Origin of the sequence: Shinella sp. M27, assembly GCF_049199905.1 — a bacterium.
GTDB lineage: Bacteria > Pseudomonadota > Alphaproteobacteria > Rhizobiales > Rhizobiaceae > Shinella.
The window spans coordinates 144,265-158,099 of the sequence record NZ_JBLZPK010000011.1 but is presented as its reverse complement, the minus strand read 5'-3'; the positions used below and the strand labels follow the sequence as shown (position 1 = coordinate 158,099).

The following is a 13,835-nucleotide window of genomic DNA, read 5'->3' as shown; positions in this document are numbered from 1 at the left end:
CCGAACGCCGCTCGCTAGGGGAGCGGGTTCGATTCAGCTGCATGGCCGTGAACGGATTGATCGCTCAAGAGCATTTCTCGCCTGATAACGAAGCTTGTGAATTCCATCATGTTCTTCGGGTTGCCGGCTGATGGCATTGCACAGCCTTCGATGCCATCTGGGTCAAGCTGCGGGATGAAGGGAGCCGTCACGGGCTGTGACGCGACGTCCTTGCCGACGTGCAGATACTTCGACCGCCGCTGATAGCTCTCCTTGAACATGCCCTCCACACCATGTCCCAGGTGCCTCCTGCCCAGATCCACCACACGCTGCGAAATCTTGTGCTGTGGCTGATTGCACGTCGGGCAACTGGCAGGCTTGCTCAGGGGAAGATCAACGGCTTCGAGTGACGAGACAAAGAGGGCCAGAGCGAGGTCATGGGCATCAGGTAACTTCCTGTATATGCCAAGGCCCCTGTGGAAGATGCTGGCCGCGCGTACCAGGCGTTCGTCATGGATTTCATCTTCCAGAAGGTCCTCGCAGTATCGCAGTTGAGCTGCGCTGAGCAGAAGCCGATGATCCTGCACTGGAGAGTCATCGAGCGAGTCTTCCTCAACCAGAAACTGGTTTGCATCGTCGTGCCCTGCGCTCGCTTCACCCTCCCTGTCGTGGACCTGTTCGAACGCTGCATTGGTCATGCACGAGAGCGCATCGATCAACGGGACAAGGCGGACAGCGAATTCGTGCCGAATGTCGGCGTCATCGAACCCCCTGACAGAGATGCCGATTTCAGTCTCTCCGCTGGTGAGCGGCCCGCAGTACCAGTTTCTGCCGCGGTAGTGGGCAAGCGGAATCCGAGGGAGTGTTCTGACCTGGGTCGAAAGAAGGCGCTCGCCGGGCTGCCCCTTTCGTTCGACAGCCTCCTTCACGCAGGTCCGGAGTATCTGTTCGATGTCGGGGTATGTGTCCTGTACCCCGTGCTGAAGATCGAACTGGACCGCCCTTATCACACCAACCTGTCTGTAGCGTATGCTCACCTCAATACCGGTTGGAGCGCTCGTGCCAAGGGATATCCAGCCAAAACGGATCAGCTGCTGCGACCCGGTTCGACGGGGCGTATACTGCCACCCGAGGCGTCCAAATCGTTCGCGCAGGCTTGCCCAGAGGGCACGCAGAAAAAGGTTTGAATCCCTCAGAGAGGATAGGTTGAGCTGGTCGACCTCGATCACAGGACACCGAGAGCCAGCGTGGAAACAAGGGGTTTGGCAGCTACAGGCGTAGCCGCAGGCGAGGGGCCGCATTGCGACACAAATGCCTGCGAAAACTCCACATCCAGACCCTTTCCTCTCTTCGTCGCTTTGTATGTCGAGATCATCAGCCCCTCCGCCTCGACCGCAGAGACGAGAGTTGCACTCGGCTCTCCGGGAAGGAGAAGGATCCGCCTGCAATCGGAAAGATCAAGCATGCGGCTGTAGAGAACGAGCTGGCCGACCCCCTCGTAGATATCCGCAGCCGAGGCGCCGGTCTTGATTTCCACCAGAATCCTGGATGATCCGCCAACGATGATGCCGTCAACTTCGTAACCGGCCTCGTGCCTCAGTTTCAGTAGATCAAGGCCCGCCTTTTCGACGACACGGCGCAGCGCGAGCCACACTTCTCCTTGAAGTCTCAGTACTTCCTTTTCGGGAGTGGCATCCTTCGCCGGCTTGACGAATACGCCGCCCTTTTCATCGGACGCCAAGGTCGGAGGCGCGGGGTGGGGGAGAACGAGGCCCTTCGAGAGAAGGCGAGCTCTGGCGCAGGCGTGAACGAACTCACCCGTCTGCCGTCTGATATCCTCGGCGCTACCGTCGATGTCTGCAACCACATACCAGTCGCGTGCGACCTTGCTGACCGCGCCGGTAACGATTACCGGCTCAAGTCCGCTCAACGTTCTGAACTTCGCGCCTTCGACCTCGCCGCCGGAATCCGGGTTTGGACGAAGCCGACCCTGACGGAGGACAAAGCGGCGGCCCTGCCTGTCGGTAGCAACGCTGACGAGACCGTTGGGATCGGCCGCTTCCGCAGGTGCATTGATCTCGACCGACCAGGGCTTTCCAGAACTGTGAACCCCCAGCTGCACGTCGAATACGCCCGCTCGCTTGGCCGATGCCGATGCCTTCAACATCACCATCTCTTCACTCATCCAAAGCCGGTTGCCCCTGTCCCGACGTGATCCCTGCCTCAACGCCTCGAGCCATTCAACAAGAGCTGCGTCGACATCAGACAGCTCTGGCATCATTTCAAGACGCCGAACTGCGAGGCGGCCTGCCAGGGCCAGCTCCAGATCGGCAGCTCCTCGCACCGGACCTGGCAAAGTCACGGAAAGCGTCATTTTTCTGGTGTTGTTTCCCCCACTTGCCTGGTCACTCTCAATCCGGCCACCCGCCGTTCCCAGCGCCTTGCGCAGCTTGACACTGTCCACGCTCTGAAGGCGCAAGGGAAACGGGAAGGCGCGGGGCTCGAAGCTCGGATCGATACCCTTCTCAAGCACGAGTTTAATTACCCGGTCACTGGTGATCTGCGCTCGCGTCAGCGTCGCGTCAACGTTCGAAAGTCTCTCCAGAACGATTTCGACACCGGCCGCATACTGGGAGTTTCGTCCGCGTCCGTCCCCTGATTCAAAGGTGATTTTGAAAATCGGATATGTGCCGGCTACACTGAAGGTCGAGCGAAGCTCGTGGCCGTTGTTGTCGAGGGGTTTCACAAATTCTCCTGCTGACCGTCAAATCGGCCCTTCATGCCGCGGTTCTAGCCTCGAAAGCCAAGTGAACGCGCTTCGCCAATGATCTTTTCTCCGTGCATGGCCTGCTTGCGGCTTGGACGCTTTCCACTTCCAGCAAGCTTCCCCAGACTGAAGGAAAGCGAACGCTGCCATGGCTGCAGCGATTGTGTATCCTTTGCCCAGGCCGCCAGATCGAACCAGATCTGTGCAGGCAGAGCAGCAATACGTTCGACCTGCTCGGCCTCTTCCTCGCTTGTCTGCTCCTCCAGAGCATGAGCCGAACCGCTGGTGTGTGCCTTCTCACGCGAAACAAGCTCCGCTTCGACCGACGCCGGCATGGGAATTGATCGTTCGCGAAACTTCTCCCAGCAGGCGTCCTTCTTGCACCACTCCTTGACATCCTGTCCGCCAGGAGGAGACGTGATGTGCTCGTGCGCGTGAACGCTGATCGTCGCGATATATTCCGCCAGGTTCGGTGAGAGCTCCTGCGCGGCCCAGATCGCGTCCAGATCAACGCGCTTCGCCGTGTGATGGGAAAGCCAGGCGAGGCTGTAGGTTACGATATTGGCACGGTAGCCACCAAACTCCTGTTTCGATACGATCCGTTCAGACCTCTTGAAGAGAAGAGCTCGTGCCACACAACGCTTGAAATATGCTTCATCCGGCTCGAACCCTCCGCGCTGATCGAGCCGATCCATGAAATCCAGATAGCACTTCTGGCCATGACGGCTCACGATATGTGGCAGCTGGGACCATGTCTGTTCGAACTTGGCCAGATCGGTCTTGGTAATGAGCTGGCTACGGGGATTGGTGGCTTCCCAGGCCTTGCGCTCGCCGTCGGTCCGATTTTCGGCAAGGGCATCATGATATTGCCCTCTGGCGCGCTCGTAGAACCAGCGCGACTGCCGCTGCATTCCGCTGGCGGGCGGGGCCCAGATCGATCGCGAAAGCTCCTGCATCTTGCGGTGAAAGGCGTGGTTCGACGAGAAATCGGCCATGTTGACCTTGTTCTGATTGTTCGCCGACTGGGATATTCGCGGCGCGATCTGTTCGATATCGCCGTCGGCTAGGATCTCGGTGATCTTCACCGGAACCTGCAGGCGACTTGCGTCCACCTTGTCCTTTCGCGAGGCTCGGAAGATCGACCCGGTGGTCTGCCCGCCATTGACGATCTGGAAGTCACCGGCTGTCAGAAGGTCGACCGTTCCATCGCCATGATCACGAACACTCAGATTGGTTGCAGTGACGGACAGGCCGTTGTTGAATGCGAGAAACATCTGGGGTTCGTCAATGATCGTCCTTCGGATGCTCTGATTGACCTTGCCCTTCAGTTGGAGAAAGCTTCGGACATTTCGTTCCAGAAGCCGCGGACCGTGCAGTCTGTACATTTCAACGAGCACGTTGCCGGGGATCATTGTCAGAAGCGAACGATAGCCTCCTCCCGCAGGGCTTGATACGATGCAGCGAAGTGGAGATCCCCCCATCGCGGCGAAGTCCACATGAATCGGTTCCCGGCTCGCACCGGATGATCCGGTCCGATAAAGTCGACGCAGGTCCCAGAGATGGCGAGACACTTCGACCGTTCCAATAGCAGAACCCTCCATCTGTTCAACATTGGCGAGACCATCGGTGATGATGAACAGCCGAACATGGCTGAGATCATCTCGAGCATCCCAGATGGCGCGCGACATGTCATAGGCAGGAAGCGCCTCTTCCTGTTCGCGGTACAGGCCGGCGACAGCCTTCTCCAGGTAGGCCGTCAGCCGGCGGAAGCCAGTGTCGATATCTGTCTTCGAAATGTTCGCAGCGAGACCATCGAGACGCGGCAGCACAAGAAACAGATCGAGGCGATCATTGTCCTCGGAGAGATAGTAGCCCGAGCAGCGCATCCCGCGCGCTTCGAAGTTGCAGGCAATGCCGTCGTCGATCTCGGCCGCATCTGCAAGATGCTCGAACATCATTTCGGCGAAGACTTCTGCCCGAAGCCCGCCATCGGCGATCGCGTCAGCGCGTGCGATGACGTCCTGCTGTATGTTCCGGGCAAACCTCTGGAGATCTTCTGTTTCAGACATTGTCATCCTCAAGCTGCCTGGACACCTGCTCCGCACTGGCTTCGAACTGCGCCAGATCATCTGCGATGATGGAATAGCGTATGTCGCCGACGCCCACCGGGAGATTGTGCTCCGTAAGACGCGGAAAGGCTCCTTCGACGCGAAAGAAGCGCGTTGATGTGACGAGCCATTTCCTGCTGTTGTAGATCGGAGTGTGCAGATCGAGGTAGCCGGCCAGCGTCAGCCTGTCATCCAGCTCCCGCGCAGCCGCCGGATCGACTTCGGCCCTTGCGCGAACGCGGCTGACCATCGAGGCGAGCGACAAGCCAAGGGCAGCACTTTCATCCATCCTGAGATGCGCAAGGTAAAGTGCCTGGTGAGGTCGCTCGTCGAGCTGCTTCTCGTTGCTGATCGCGACACGCGCGTGTCGCTTTGCCAGGCTCGTCTTGACCTCAATTGCCGTTCCGGCGTGTATGAAATCCTGATTTGCCGGATCCGGCCCGACCCAGGAGGTTACGGCTGAAAAAGGACTCAGAGCTTCGAGCATGAGAGAATCCATCACGGCGAGCTCTCCGAAGAGACCGCGCTGTCTCTCGTCCGAGAGACCCTCGGCAGGGATCCGATCGAAGAGGATCTGCCACATGCAGAGCCGATCAATGCATCGCGTCAGGCCGGCGCCAGTCGTGCTTTCTGCCGTAATCACCTGGACAAGGTCTGCAGAGAGTACTGCAAAGATTTCAAGCAGGGCGTTATCGTCGAGCAGGATGCGCAGGACGGTTCGCGGGCGGGGAACGGACGCGACTTCATGCACTGTCCGAACCCCGTGACAGGCAGGAATTCTGTTGCCTGGAGGGCGGAATACACCTGCGCCTTCGACAAGAAGGCCGGGTTGGCGACCTGGCCAGAACACACATGCAAATATGTCGACCGGTGAGACTGTATCGAGTCTGCGACGATGCATGCCGCCTGGGCTCGGCGTCTGCTCGCCCAGCTCCTGCCAGATATGAAGCAGGCGCTCGGGCGTCATTCGAAGATGCTTTCGAGCTGCTTCACGCTGTTTTCGGCGTAATCTATCAGCGGCGCATGTTCATCGAAAGGAAAGCTGACGGCGAAACCCACGAGCGGTGTCACCGAAGGCGGTCCGGCATTGAGTGGATAGATCAGCAGCAGCCCGCGGTCAGGACTGCGTTGACGACGGATGAAAGGACCGCTGGGTGCTTTCGGACGGTCGCGCTTCGGCTCGGCCTTCTTCTCCCAGGCTGCCACGGTCTGCGCCATTGCCCGTTCCTGAGCTTGCCTGTCGAGATCGCTGACTTCATCGGAGGGGCTGACAAGCCGGCCGATTGTTACTCTCGAACCATCACCGTGCACCTGACTTTTTCGATCTGCCAGAGTTACCTCGTAAGGGCCAATCTTCCTCTTGATTCCGGAATCACCCTCGCCGACAAGCACGACCGTCCACTTTGCAAGCCGTCCATTGGCAAGTCGGTCAGCCACGTAGTCCGCGAGCGCTCGCGCGTTTGCCTTCCATGATTCCCGAGAGGTCTCGAGCCGCTGAAGAAGACCGAGGACGCTTGACCCGTCCACGTCAACCCAACGCTGCCGACCTGTGCCGCCATTGCCGGGAAGTGATATGAGAAACTGACCGAAGGCGTCGATGTTCTTCTTGGCGCTCCCGACATCAAACGCGACTGTTTCCGAAATCGTCCCGGAAAAACCAGCTCTGACCCGCGTACCCGCCCGCATTTTGTTGGCAGCTGTGATCAGCATGCCATCGGGATGAGTGCGAACCCGGTGTCCGAACTCGAGCGGAGATTCTCCCTTGTCGAACGTCAGGTCGAATTCTTCGCGAAGTTCGGCCGTTGCCGTCGCGATATGGCGGTACCAGCGAACCAGTACCGGCGATGTGTAGAGACGGCACAGATCGGCATAGCGAGGGCGATAGCCAAACCATCTCCCCATCTGCATGAGCGTGTCATACATGCGCGATGTGCGTATGAAATAGCTGACTGAGAGGCCTTCCAGTGTCAGTCCGCGCGCCAGCTTGTCACCGCCCACCGCAATCACTGAGAGACCCTCGGGATGGGTCACATAGTCCAGAGCATCCTTTGCCGACCCGTTGACCTGACGGACACCTATTCGCTTGGCGGCATCGAAGAGCTGAGGCCTGACCTCGTCCCAGCTGACAGGCGGCAGGTCATGATCGGTCAGAAGGCTTTGCAGTTCCTCCGCCTTCGAAGCAAATTCCCGCCGCCACAGCGCCTCCAGTTCGGAAACAGCGGTTCCACCGGTGCCAGGAAATTCCAGCTGACGGACGATATCGACAAGATGCTCGTCGACAAGCGTGGCCACCCTCTCCTGCACGGCCGTCAGCCTTGTGACGTGGATCAGCATGGAATTGTGAACATCGACATCACCACGGACGCGGCGTGCGGCACAGGCAAGGATGAAGGCAAGCATTGCTTCCTTCAGTGTCTCGGGCAGCTTGCTGACCTGGAGATCCTTCTTGTGACCTGGCGGGAAGATTGCCTCGGCGTCACGAACCTGCCTCGTCATTGGCAAGCCTCTGGCTTCCCCGTCGGGACCGGGTCTGTTCAGCCCAAAGACCCGCTCGGGTCCGATGTAGTTTGATGGCGCGGGAAGATTGATGATAAAGCTGCGAGGAAACAGGTCCTCCCCAGCCACCTTGTGCCTTGCCTCGTGGTGCATGAAAACGTTCGCAAACGGCGTCGCGGTGTAGCCGACATACGCGCTCTTCTCGAACGACGTAAGCAGGCGCCGGATGAGGAAGTTTGTCCTGGTCGGATCGGCATCCTCGTCAATCCTGCCGTCATCGTCGCGATATTCATTGGTGTTCGCGGAGGCGTTGTCGGCCTCGTCATCGATGACAAGCATGGGCACGTCGCGGACAATCTTCCCGCCTGGAACCGTGGGATCCTCCACCGCGCGCACCGAAAGCACCCAGGCGAGCAGATTTTCGAGGATGCTGACCCGCTTCTTGACCACAAGGATGATCGGGTCACGGCCGCCCGGTATGAGGCGGGTTCCGTTTGCCGTCGCAGTCTTGAAATCCCCGCCGTCGGAGCTGCTTGTCAGCGAGTGAGCAACGAGGAAGGGTGCACTTGGCATTCGGCCTGCACCGATCCGCTGGTTTTCCTGCTCGTCGGCAAGGAGACCGAGCCTGGTGTCGAAGCCGAGAAAGCCCTCGTCGAGGCGCTGCTGCGTCTGGCTTCGGAGGCTGTTATGAACGCCCGCGAGCACGATGACGAGCGGAAACCCCGCATCGACTGCCTTGCAGATCAGCGCGGTGTAGTTGGATGTCTTGCCCGACTGGACATCCCCGACGACAAGTCCACGTCGATCCCATGCGCCAGCCGTTTCGGGATTTCGCAGGCGATCGAGGATGTCATCGGTCAGGCGGTCCATCTGCCTCAGCGGACCGTCTGCCCAGCGCTTGCCGCGATCCATCCAGTGACGATAGCGATCCCAGAATGCAAAGGGACGGTTCTCCCGCGCCCTTGCGACCCACGCACTGAAATCCTTGTCGTCGATTACCGAATAGCCGCTGACCAGTGTGTTGTTTCTCGCCTCGAGGTCTCGCAGCAGTCGCGTACGGTCGACGCCGAGAAAACGTGGCATGGCGAGGACTGTATCAACAGCGGACTCCAGCGCTTCCTGCGTGATTCTTGGCTCAAGTTCCAGAAGTGAGTTCGCGACACCATACGCACTCTTCAGAAGTGCTTCGGACGATAGCCCCCCGGCCATATGTTCTCCCCCCTTGCGCTACCGTTTTCGAACGGGACCCTTCCGCGCCACTTCGTCAAGAAATGCCGAGACCAGCTCCGGATAATTGTTGAATGGCTCCATCAGCAGCAGCGACTTTGCGGCCTCTACATGCTCGCGACCCTCCTCGACCAGAGCGTCGAACACTTCCGCCATCGCCGTTCGAAGTTCGGTTGGAGAGTGTTCGAACGGCTGGCTGAAGGCATCCGGTGTCTCCGCATTGTTGATCACGATCAAAGGCGCAGGAACCGTCTGTTCGATAAGGTCGAACAGCGATCGGATCGGTCCGCGATCCTCGGCCGTGGCCAGCACCTTCTTGACAAGTGGATGATCGCGATTGATGCGGTAGAAGGACTTCCCGTGCTTCGTATAGTGCGTCCACAGGAAAGTCTCCTTGTCGCCCAGCGCGCGCTGGATGACCTTTCCGCGATGCCGGTAGATGCTCGAAGCGCGTCCTCGCGCCGCGCGCGCAATCCGCTGAAGATCTCGGCGCAGTGCAGCTGGCGGCCGTGCGCGAGACTTCTTGACATCGATCTGCCAGAGAAGATCGGCGGTGTTGTCAAGGTCGATGCGGATACGAGCGAGCTTGAAATGCTCCTCCTTCTGCATTCCCAGACCCAGCCAGTCACCGGCGACCAGAAGACGTTTGTTCCGATAGATGTAGAAGCCTTGGTGAGCATTCCAGCCGCGCGGCCCTGCGGCTGATGCGTGCTGTTCGGCGCTGATGCGACTGTGATGCGGCAGTATGAATGGCTTGATTTCCGCGCGTTCGCCTTCACAGAAAAGCTCTTCGGCGGCCATCGGATCCGTGAAGGAAGTGTCCTCCATGAATGGGTCCCACGGCTCGATCGGGCGTCCGTTGATGTGCAGCTGAATGGAATTGCGCCCCTTCAGAAACCTGTGAAACACCATCGCAAGATGCAGCTTGACGGCTTCAGCGCGTTCACGGAAGTGCCTCTGGGCGGGCTCGTCATAGATCTCGACGTCTCCGACCAGAGCATCAAGTCTGTCCCAGAAGAGGATCGTTCCGCTCTTCTGACCCGCGAGCAGCAGGTGGTCGCTCTCCGCAAGAAGATCCATGCTTTTGAGTAGCCGCCACTCGCTGGTGCCCGTTCCCTCGATATAGTCAAGGTCCCAGCGCCGGAGGGCCGCGGGCGACTGCAGGGTCTTGGAAAGGACAGTCAGGCAGCGACACTGGGAGATCGAGGCGGTCTTCATCCCGAGGCCGAAACGACCGAGATCGTTCGCGTCGCGGATTGCGAGCGGATTGCGGCTTCCCGGCCTCATGGCCTGCCGGAGCTCGCCTTCCGACATGCCTCGTCCGTCGTCGCGAACGACGATGCGCGATGCGCGGCCCGCCCACAGCATATCGATCCAGACGTTGCGCGCCTGAGCCGTGATGCTGTTGTCAACGATGTCGGCCAGCGCTGTTGGAAGATCATAGCCGAACGCTCGCAGAGACTCGAAGAGTTCCCCTGCTCCTGGACTGGCAATGTCGTAGTCAAGCGACATTCGACAGCCTGGTCCTTTCAATCTGTTCCTCTGCAGCGCCCGCATGTGCGGTGAGAATCGAATAAAGCGCCTCGCCGATCCAGCGAGCGAGCAGGGGAGGAACCGCGTTGCCAACCTGGATGTACTGTTCTGTCCGATTTCCTTTGAAGAAGTAGTTGTCGGGAAAAGTCTGCAGTCTGGCTGCTTCTCGTACCGAAAGGCTGCGGCACTGAAGCGGATCCGGATGGATGAAATAGTGGCCGTCCTTGGAAATATGGCTTGTAACCGTCGTCGAGGGTCCACCGGAAATCTGAACACGAAAGCGATCTGCAAACTTGCCGGTCTTCCAGTTCTCATGGTTCGGAGAAAGCGCTTCGGGAAAATCTGTCGCCTTGGGCGACCGACCGACCACCTTCGCAAACACTGCCGCAAAAAAGTAACGCGCAAGGTCGCTCGGCATATGGCTTCTTGTCGCGTGGTTCGGAAGATTGGACAGTCTTTCGTCAACGAGCCAGTCCCGCAGTTCGACGGGGCATTCGACAGCGATCCCGTTCCCCCAGGATTCGCGGCCGGGAAGCTGGTTCATTCCTCTGAGGGCGGCAAGGCATTTGTGTGCCTGGACGGTGAAAGACAGTTGGAGGTCATCGGGAAGTCCGATGTCAAGATCTGCTACAAGGGCCATGGCGTCCTCAACCACGGAACGCCATTCCTCATCACCATCGATACCACGGCTCAGCCCGCTCCTAAGCCTTGGCATTCCGTCGAGGACATGCTGTACGGTCGTCTTAAGATTATGCCGCACCATGAGATCGGCGAGGGCTGCCGTCGGAAGGCCCTCGGCAACATCGGCTCGCAATCCTACGACAATGACCCGATGACGGGCCTGCGGGACGCCGAAGTCCTCTGCTCGGACGATGAAATCCGAGGCCCGAGGTTCGAAGGCGTCTAGATCCAGCTGGCGGCGGGATCTGGGGTCAAGGGCAACGAGGCGGTATCGAGTCGCTCCCGGCCTGTCACCCCGAAGGTCGCGAAGGACCTGGTCGAAGATCCGGTTCTCGCCATCCACGGATGACGACAGCATACCCTTGACGTTCTCCATGACGAACGCGGCCGGCTGCAGGCGATCGAGAATCCGGATATATTCCTTGTAGAGGAAGTGCTTCTCGTCATCGCTGGCGATGTAGTCCTTCTTCCCCTGATTTCGAGCGCGGCCAACGAGCGAATAGGCCTGGCATGGTGGACCGCCGATCAGGATCGAGTTCCCGCCGCTTTGCTCGCGGATTTCGTCGATGCGTCCATTGAGCCGCTTCTGTGGATCTTCCTTTCCGAGTTCCAGCTGCCACGCTTCGTCTACGGCCTTTGCCCATTCGCGCGGATATTCGGATGCCCAGTCTGGTTCATCACCGCCGCGGGTCAGAAAGTCATAGTATCGCTGAGGGAGTTCGCCGTTGAACTGTCGCAGGAAACTTCTTAGACGAAGAGTGGAATGCGCAGCCCTTTCCTTCTCAATGGAAAGAGCAATTTGATAGGCACGATCATCCCCTGTGCCGGGAACGCTCGAAAAGCCTTCCGCGAGCCCGCCCGGTCCTGCAAAGATGTCGACGACAGAATATGATGACAAGAATCACGCACTTCTCAGTTGTAGACAGTATTCGCAATGCATATCATCTTCGTGTGGAAATGACAGGCAAAACGTCATGATCGACGTGGTGAGTCCGGAAAAACGGTCGCAGATGATGTCTGGCATCCGCGGCAAGAATACGAAGCCAGAGCTTACACTTAGACGTCATCTTCATGCGGTCGGCCTTCGATTTCGCCTCCACGATCCAGATGTGACAGGTCGGCCTGACCTTCTGTTCAAGTCGCGAAAGGCAGCTGTGTTTGTCCACGGCTGCTTCTGGCATCGGCACGAGGGCTGCCATTGGTGCACTACCCCAGCGTCCAACCCCGAGTTCTGGGCCGCGAAGTTTGCACGCAACATAATCCGCGACCTGGAGGTTCGTAATGCGCTGAACGTATCCGGCTGGCGGGTGGGTACCGTCTGGGAATGCGGCCTACGCTCCCCGTGGCTCTCGCTGACGCTGGAAGAGGTCACCTGCTGGATCAAGGAGGGAACTGAAAATTTCGAGAGCGCTCTGGTGCGGCCACGCTCGACGGATCAGGAGAAGCTGGTACATATCCTGGGTACAAAATGAAATTTTACCCAGGATATGTATCATGGCATATGGTACAGAACCTGGGTAGAAAATTACGTTACACCCAGGATCTGTACCAAAAATGACTCCGGAGACATCTCAGCGTGAGCGTCTGCTCGCCTTCCTTGCCTTACACCCCATTGCCCGGGCATACGAATTGCGCGCCGCTGGAATAACCCCCTCGACGATATCCAGAGCTGTCGAATCCGGGGAACTGATCCGGATATCCCGAGGCCTGTATCAGCATGTCGTCGGTGATATGGACTCGTCTCAGGCCTTGGCGGAGGCAGCCAAGCTTGCACCCAGAGGTGTGGTTGCACTGGTATCAGCATTGGCATTTCACGATCTGACGGACCAGATCCCTCGCGAGATATGGGTGGCCGTAAGTCAAAAGGATTGGGCTGTCGCTCCTGCCAATTCACTTATCAGGATCATTGAATTCCGAGACAGCTACATGACCACCGGCATCGAACACCACCGGATTTCCGGTGTATCGGTCCCCATATTCTCAGTGACCAAGACACTTGCAGACGTATTCAGAAGCAAGGTGGTCGACCGAGCGGTCGCGATAGAGGCACTCCGGGCGGCACTCCAGAAGCGAAAGGCGAGCCCGGCGGCGATAACCGAGACCGCCATGGCGAATGGCGCCTGGAGGAAGATGAAACCCTATCTGGAGGCTTTGACCTCGAATGGCTAGGGAAATCAGAAACAGGGCGGCTTCAATAAAGCAGCAGCTCAGCAACCTTGCCCGCCGTGAAGGGCGTGTCTTTGAAATTGTCATGGTTCGATATGCCCTCGAGCGACTGCTCTTTCGGCTGTCGGCATCCGACAAGGCCGATCGTTTCATCCTCAAGGGTGGCATGCTCGTCACACTCTGGCTGGAGGGAGACAACCGCGAAACCCGCGACGTCGATTTCCTTGGATACGGTCAAGCAGACGGAGAGACGCTGAAATCGATCTTCGCAGACATCATGGCAGCTCAATACGATGACGGGCTAATGTTCGATGTCGGCGGGCTGCAGGCGGAGGTCATCCGGGAGGAGATGGAATACAACGGGGTGCGGCTTCGCACGGTGGCCCTGCTGGAGCGCACACGAATACCGGTTACGATCGACATCGGGTTCGGCGATGCTCTGACGGGACCCGAGATGACCTCCTATCCGTCCCTGCTCGGCATGGAATCTCCGCGCATCCGCAGCTATCCTCCAGCCGTCGTCATTGCCGAGAAATTCCAGGCAATGGTTCAGCTCGGCGTCATCAACGGCCGGTTGAAGGACTATTTCGACATCTGGGCGATCCCCCAGGTCGTCAGCATCCCGGATAGGGAGCTTGATGCAGCGATCAGGGCAACGTTCGAGCGCAGACGAACGCCGATCCCGTCATCGCGACCGCTTGGTCTGTCCAGTATTTTCTTCGAGGACGCCGGCAAGCAGACGCAGTGGCGAAACTATGCCCGGTCGATCCAGGTCCCGGACCTGGCGCTTGGCGAAGTCACGGACGCGATCTGGGCCTTGGTCGGCCCATGCTGCGCCCGCCTCCTTGCTGAATCGGGCTCCGGCAAAGAGCCCTGAT

The 13,835-nt window shown here is 58.8% G+C and carries 10 protein-coding genes; 3 read left to right on the top strand and 7 right to left on the bottom strand.

The annotated features are described in order from the left end of the window. Positions 1–14: 14 nt before the first annotated feature. Genes ACOZK4_RS03990 through ACOZK4_RS03960 form a run of 7 tightly spaced genes read right to left on the bottom strand, consistent with a single transcriptional unit; the run spans position 15 to position 11,689 of the window. On the bottom strand, positions 15–1,208 hold the full coding sequence (locus tag ACOZK4_RS03990) for a hypothetical protein (protein WP_421590552.1): 1,194 nt from the start codon (positions 1,206–1,208) through the stop codon (positions 15–17). Further along, positions 1,205–2,725 carry a hypothetical protein gene (locus tag ACOZK4_RS03985; protein WP_421590551.1) on the bottom strand — a complete coding sequence of 507 codons (1,521 nt, stop codon included), beginning with the start codon at positions 2,723–2,725 and terminating at the stop codon, positions 1,205–1,207. The genes ACOZK4_RS03990 and ACOZK4_RS03985 overlap by 4 nt, the downstream gene beginning before the upstream one ends. Before the next feature lie 44 nt (positions 2,726–2,769). Then, on the bottom strand, positions 2,770–4,815 hold the full coding sequence (locus ACOZK4_RS03980) for an AIPR family protein (RefSeq protein ID WP_421590550.1): 2,046 nt from the start codon (positions 4,813–4,815) through the stop codon (positions 2,770–2,772). After that, positions 4,808–5,821, bottom strand: a complete 1,014-nt coding sequence (locus tag ACOZK4_RS03975) for a PD-(D/E)XK motif protein (protein ID WP_421590548.1) — start codon at positions 5,819–5,821, stop codon at positions 4,808–4,810. Before ACOZK4_RS03975 ends, ACOZK4_RS03980 begins: the two co-directional genes overlap by 8 nt. Next, positions 5,818–8,559 carry a Z1 domain-containing protein gene (locus ACOZK4_RS03970; protein ID WP_421590547.1) on the bottom strand — a complete coding sequence of 914 codons (2,742 nt, stop codon included), beginning with the start codon at positions 8,557–8,559 and terminating at the stop codon, positions 5,818–5,820. Before ACOZK4_RS03970 ends, ACOZK4_RS03975 begins: the two co-directional genes overlap by 4 nt. Positions 8,560–8,577: 18 nt before the next feature. Beyond that, entirely contained in the window at positions 8,578–10,089 is a 1,512-nt protein-coding gene (locus ACOZK4_RS03965; RefSeq protein WP_421590545.1) for an ATP-binding protein, read from the bottom strand. Further along, positions 10,079–11,689, bottom strand: coding sequence for a DNA cytosine methyltransferase (locus ACOZK4_RS03960; protein ID WP_421590543.1), 1,611 nt, complete (start codon positions 11,687–11,689; stop codon positions 10,079–10,081). The genes ACOZK4_RS03965 and ACOZK4_RS03960 overlap by 11 nt, the downstream gene beginning before the upstream one ends. 76 nt (positions 11,690–11,765) lie before the next feature. Between ACOZK4_RS03960 and ACOZK4_RS03955 the strand changes: the two genes are divergently transcribed. From ACOZK4_RS03955 to ACOZK4_RS03945, 3 genes are all read left to right on the top strand, one after another. Continuing rightward, positions 11,766–12,263, top strand: a complete 498-nt coding sequence (locus ACOZK4_RS03955; RefSeq protein ID WP_421590541.1) for a very short patch repair endonuclease — start codon at positions 11,766–11,768, stop codon at positions 12,261–12,263. A gap of 82 nt (positions 12,264–12,345) precedes the next feature. Then, entirely contained in the window at positions 12,346–12,960 is a 615-nt protein-coding gene (locus ACOZK4_RS03950) for a type IV toxin-antitoxin system AbiEi family antitoxin domain-containing protein (protein ID WP_421590540.1), read from the top strand. Continuing rightward, positions 12,953–13,834 carry a nucleotidyl transferase AbiEii/AbiGii toxin family protein gene (locus ACOZK4_RS03945; protein ID WP_421590538.1) on the top strand — a complete coding sequence of 294 codons (882 nt, stop codon included), beginning with the start codon at positions 12,953–12,955 and terminating at the stop codon, positions 13,832–13,834. Before ACOZK4_RS03950 ends, ACOZK4_RS03945 begins: the two co-directional genes overlap by 8 nt. Position 13,835: the final 1 nt, after the last annotated feature.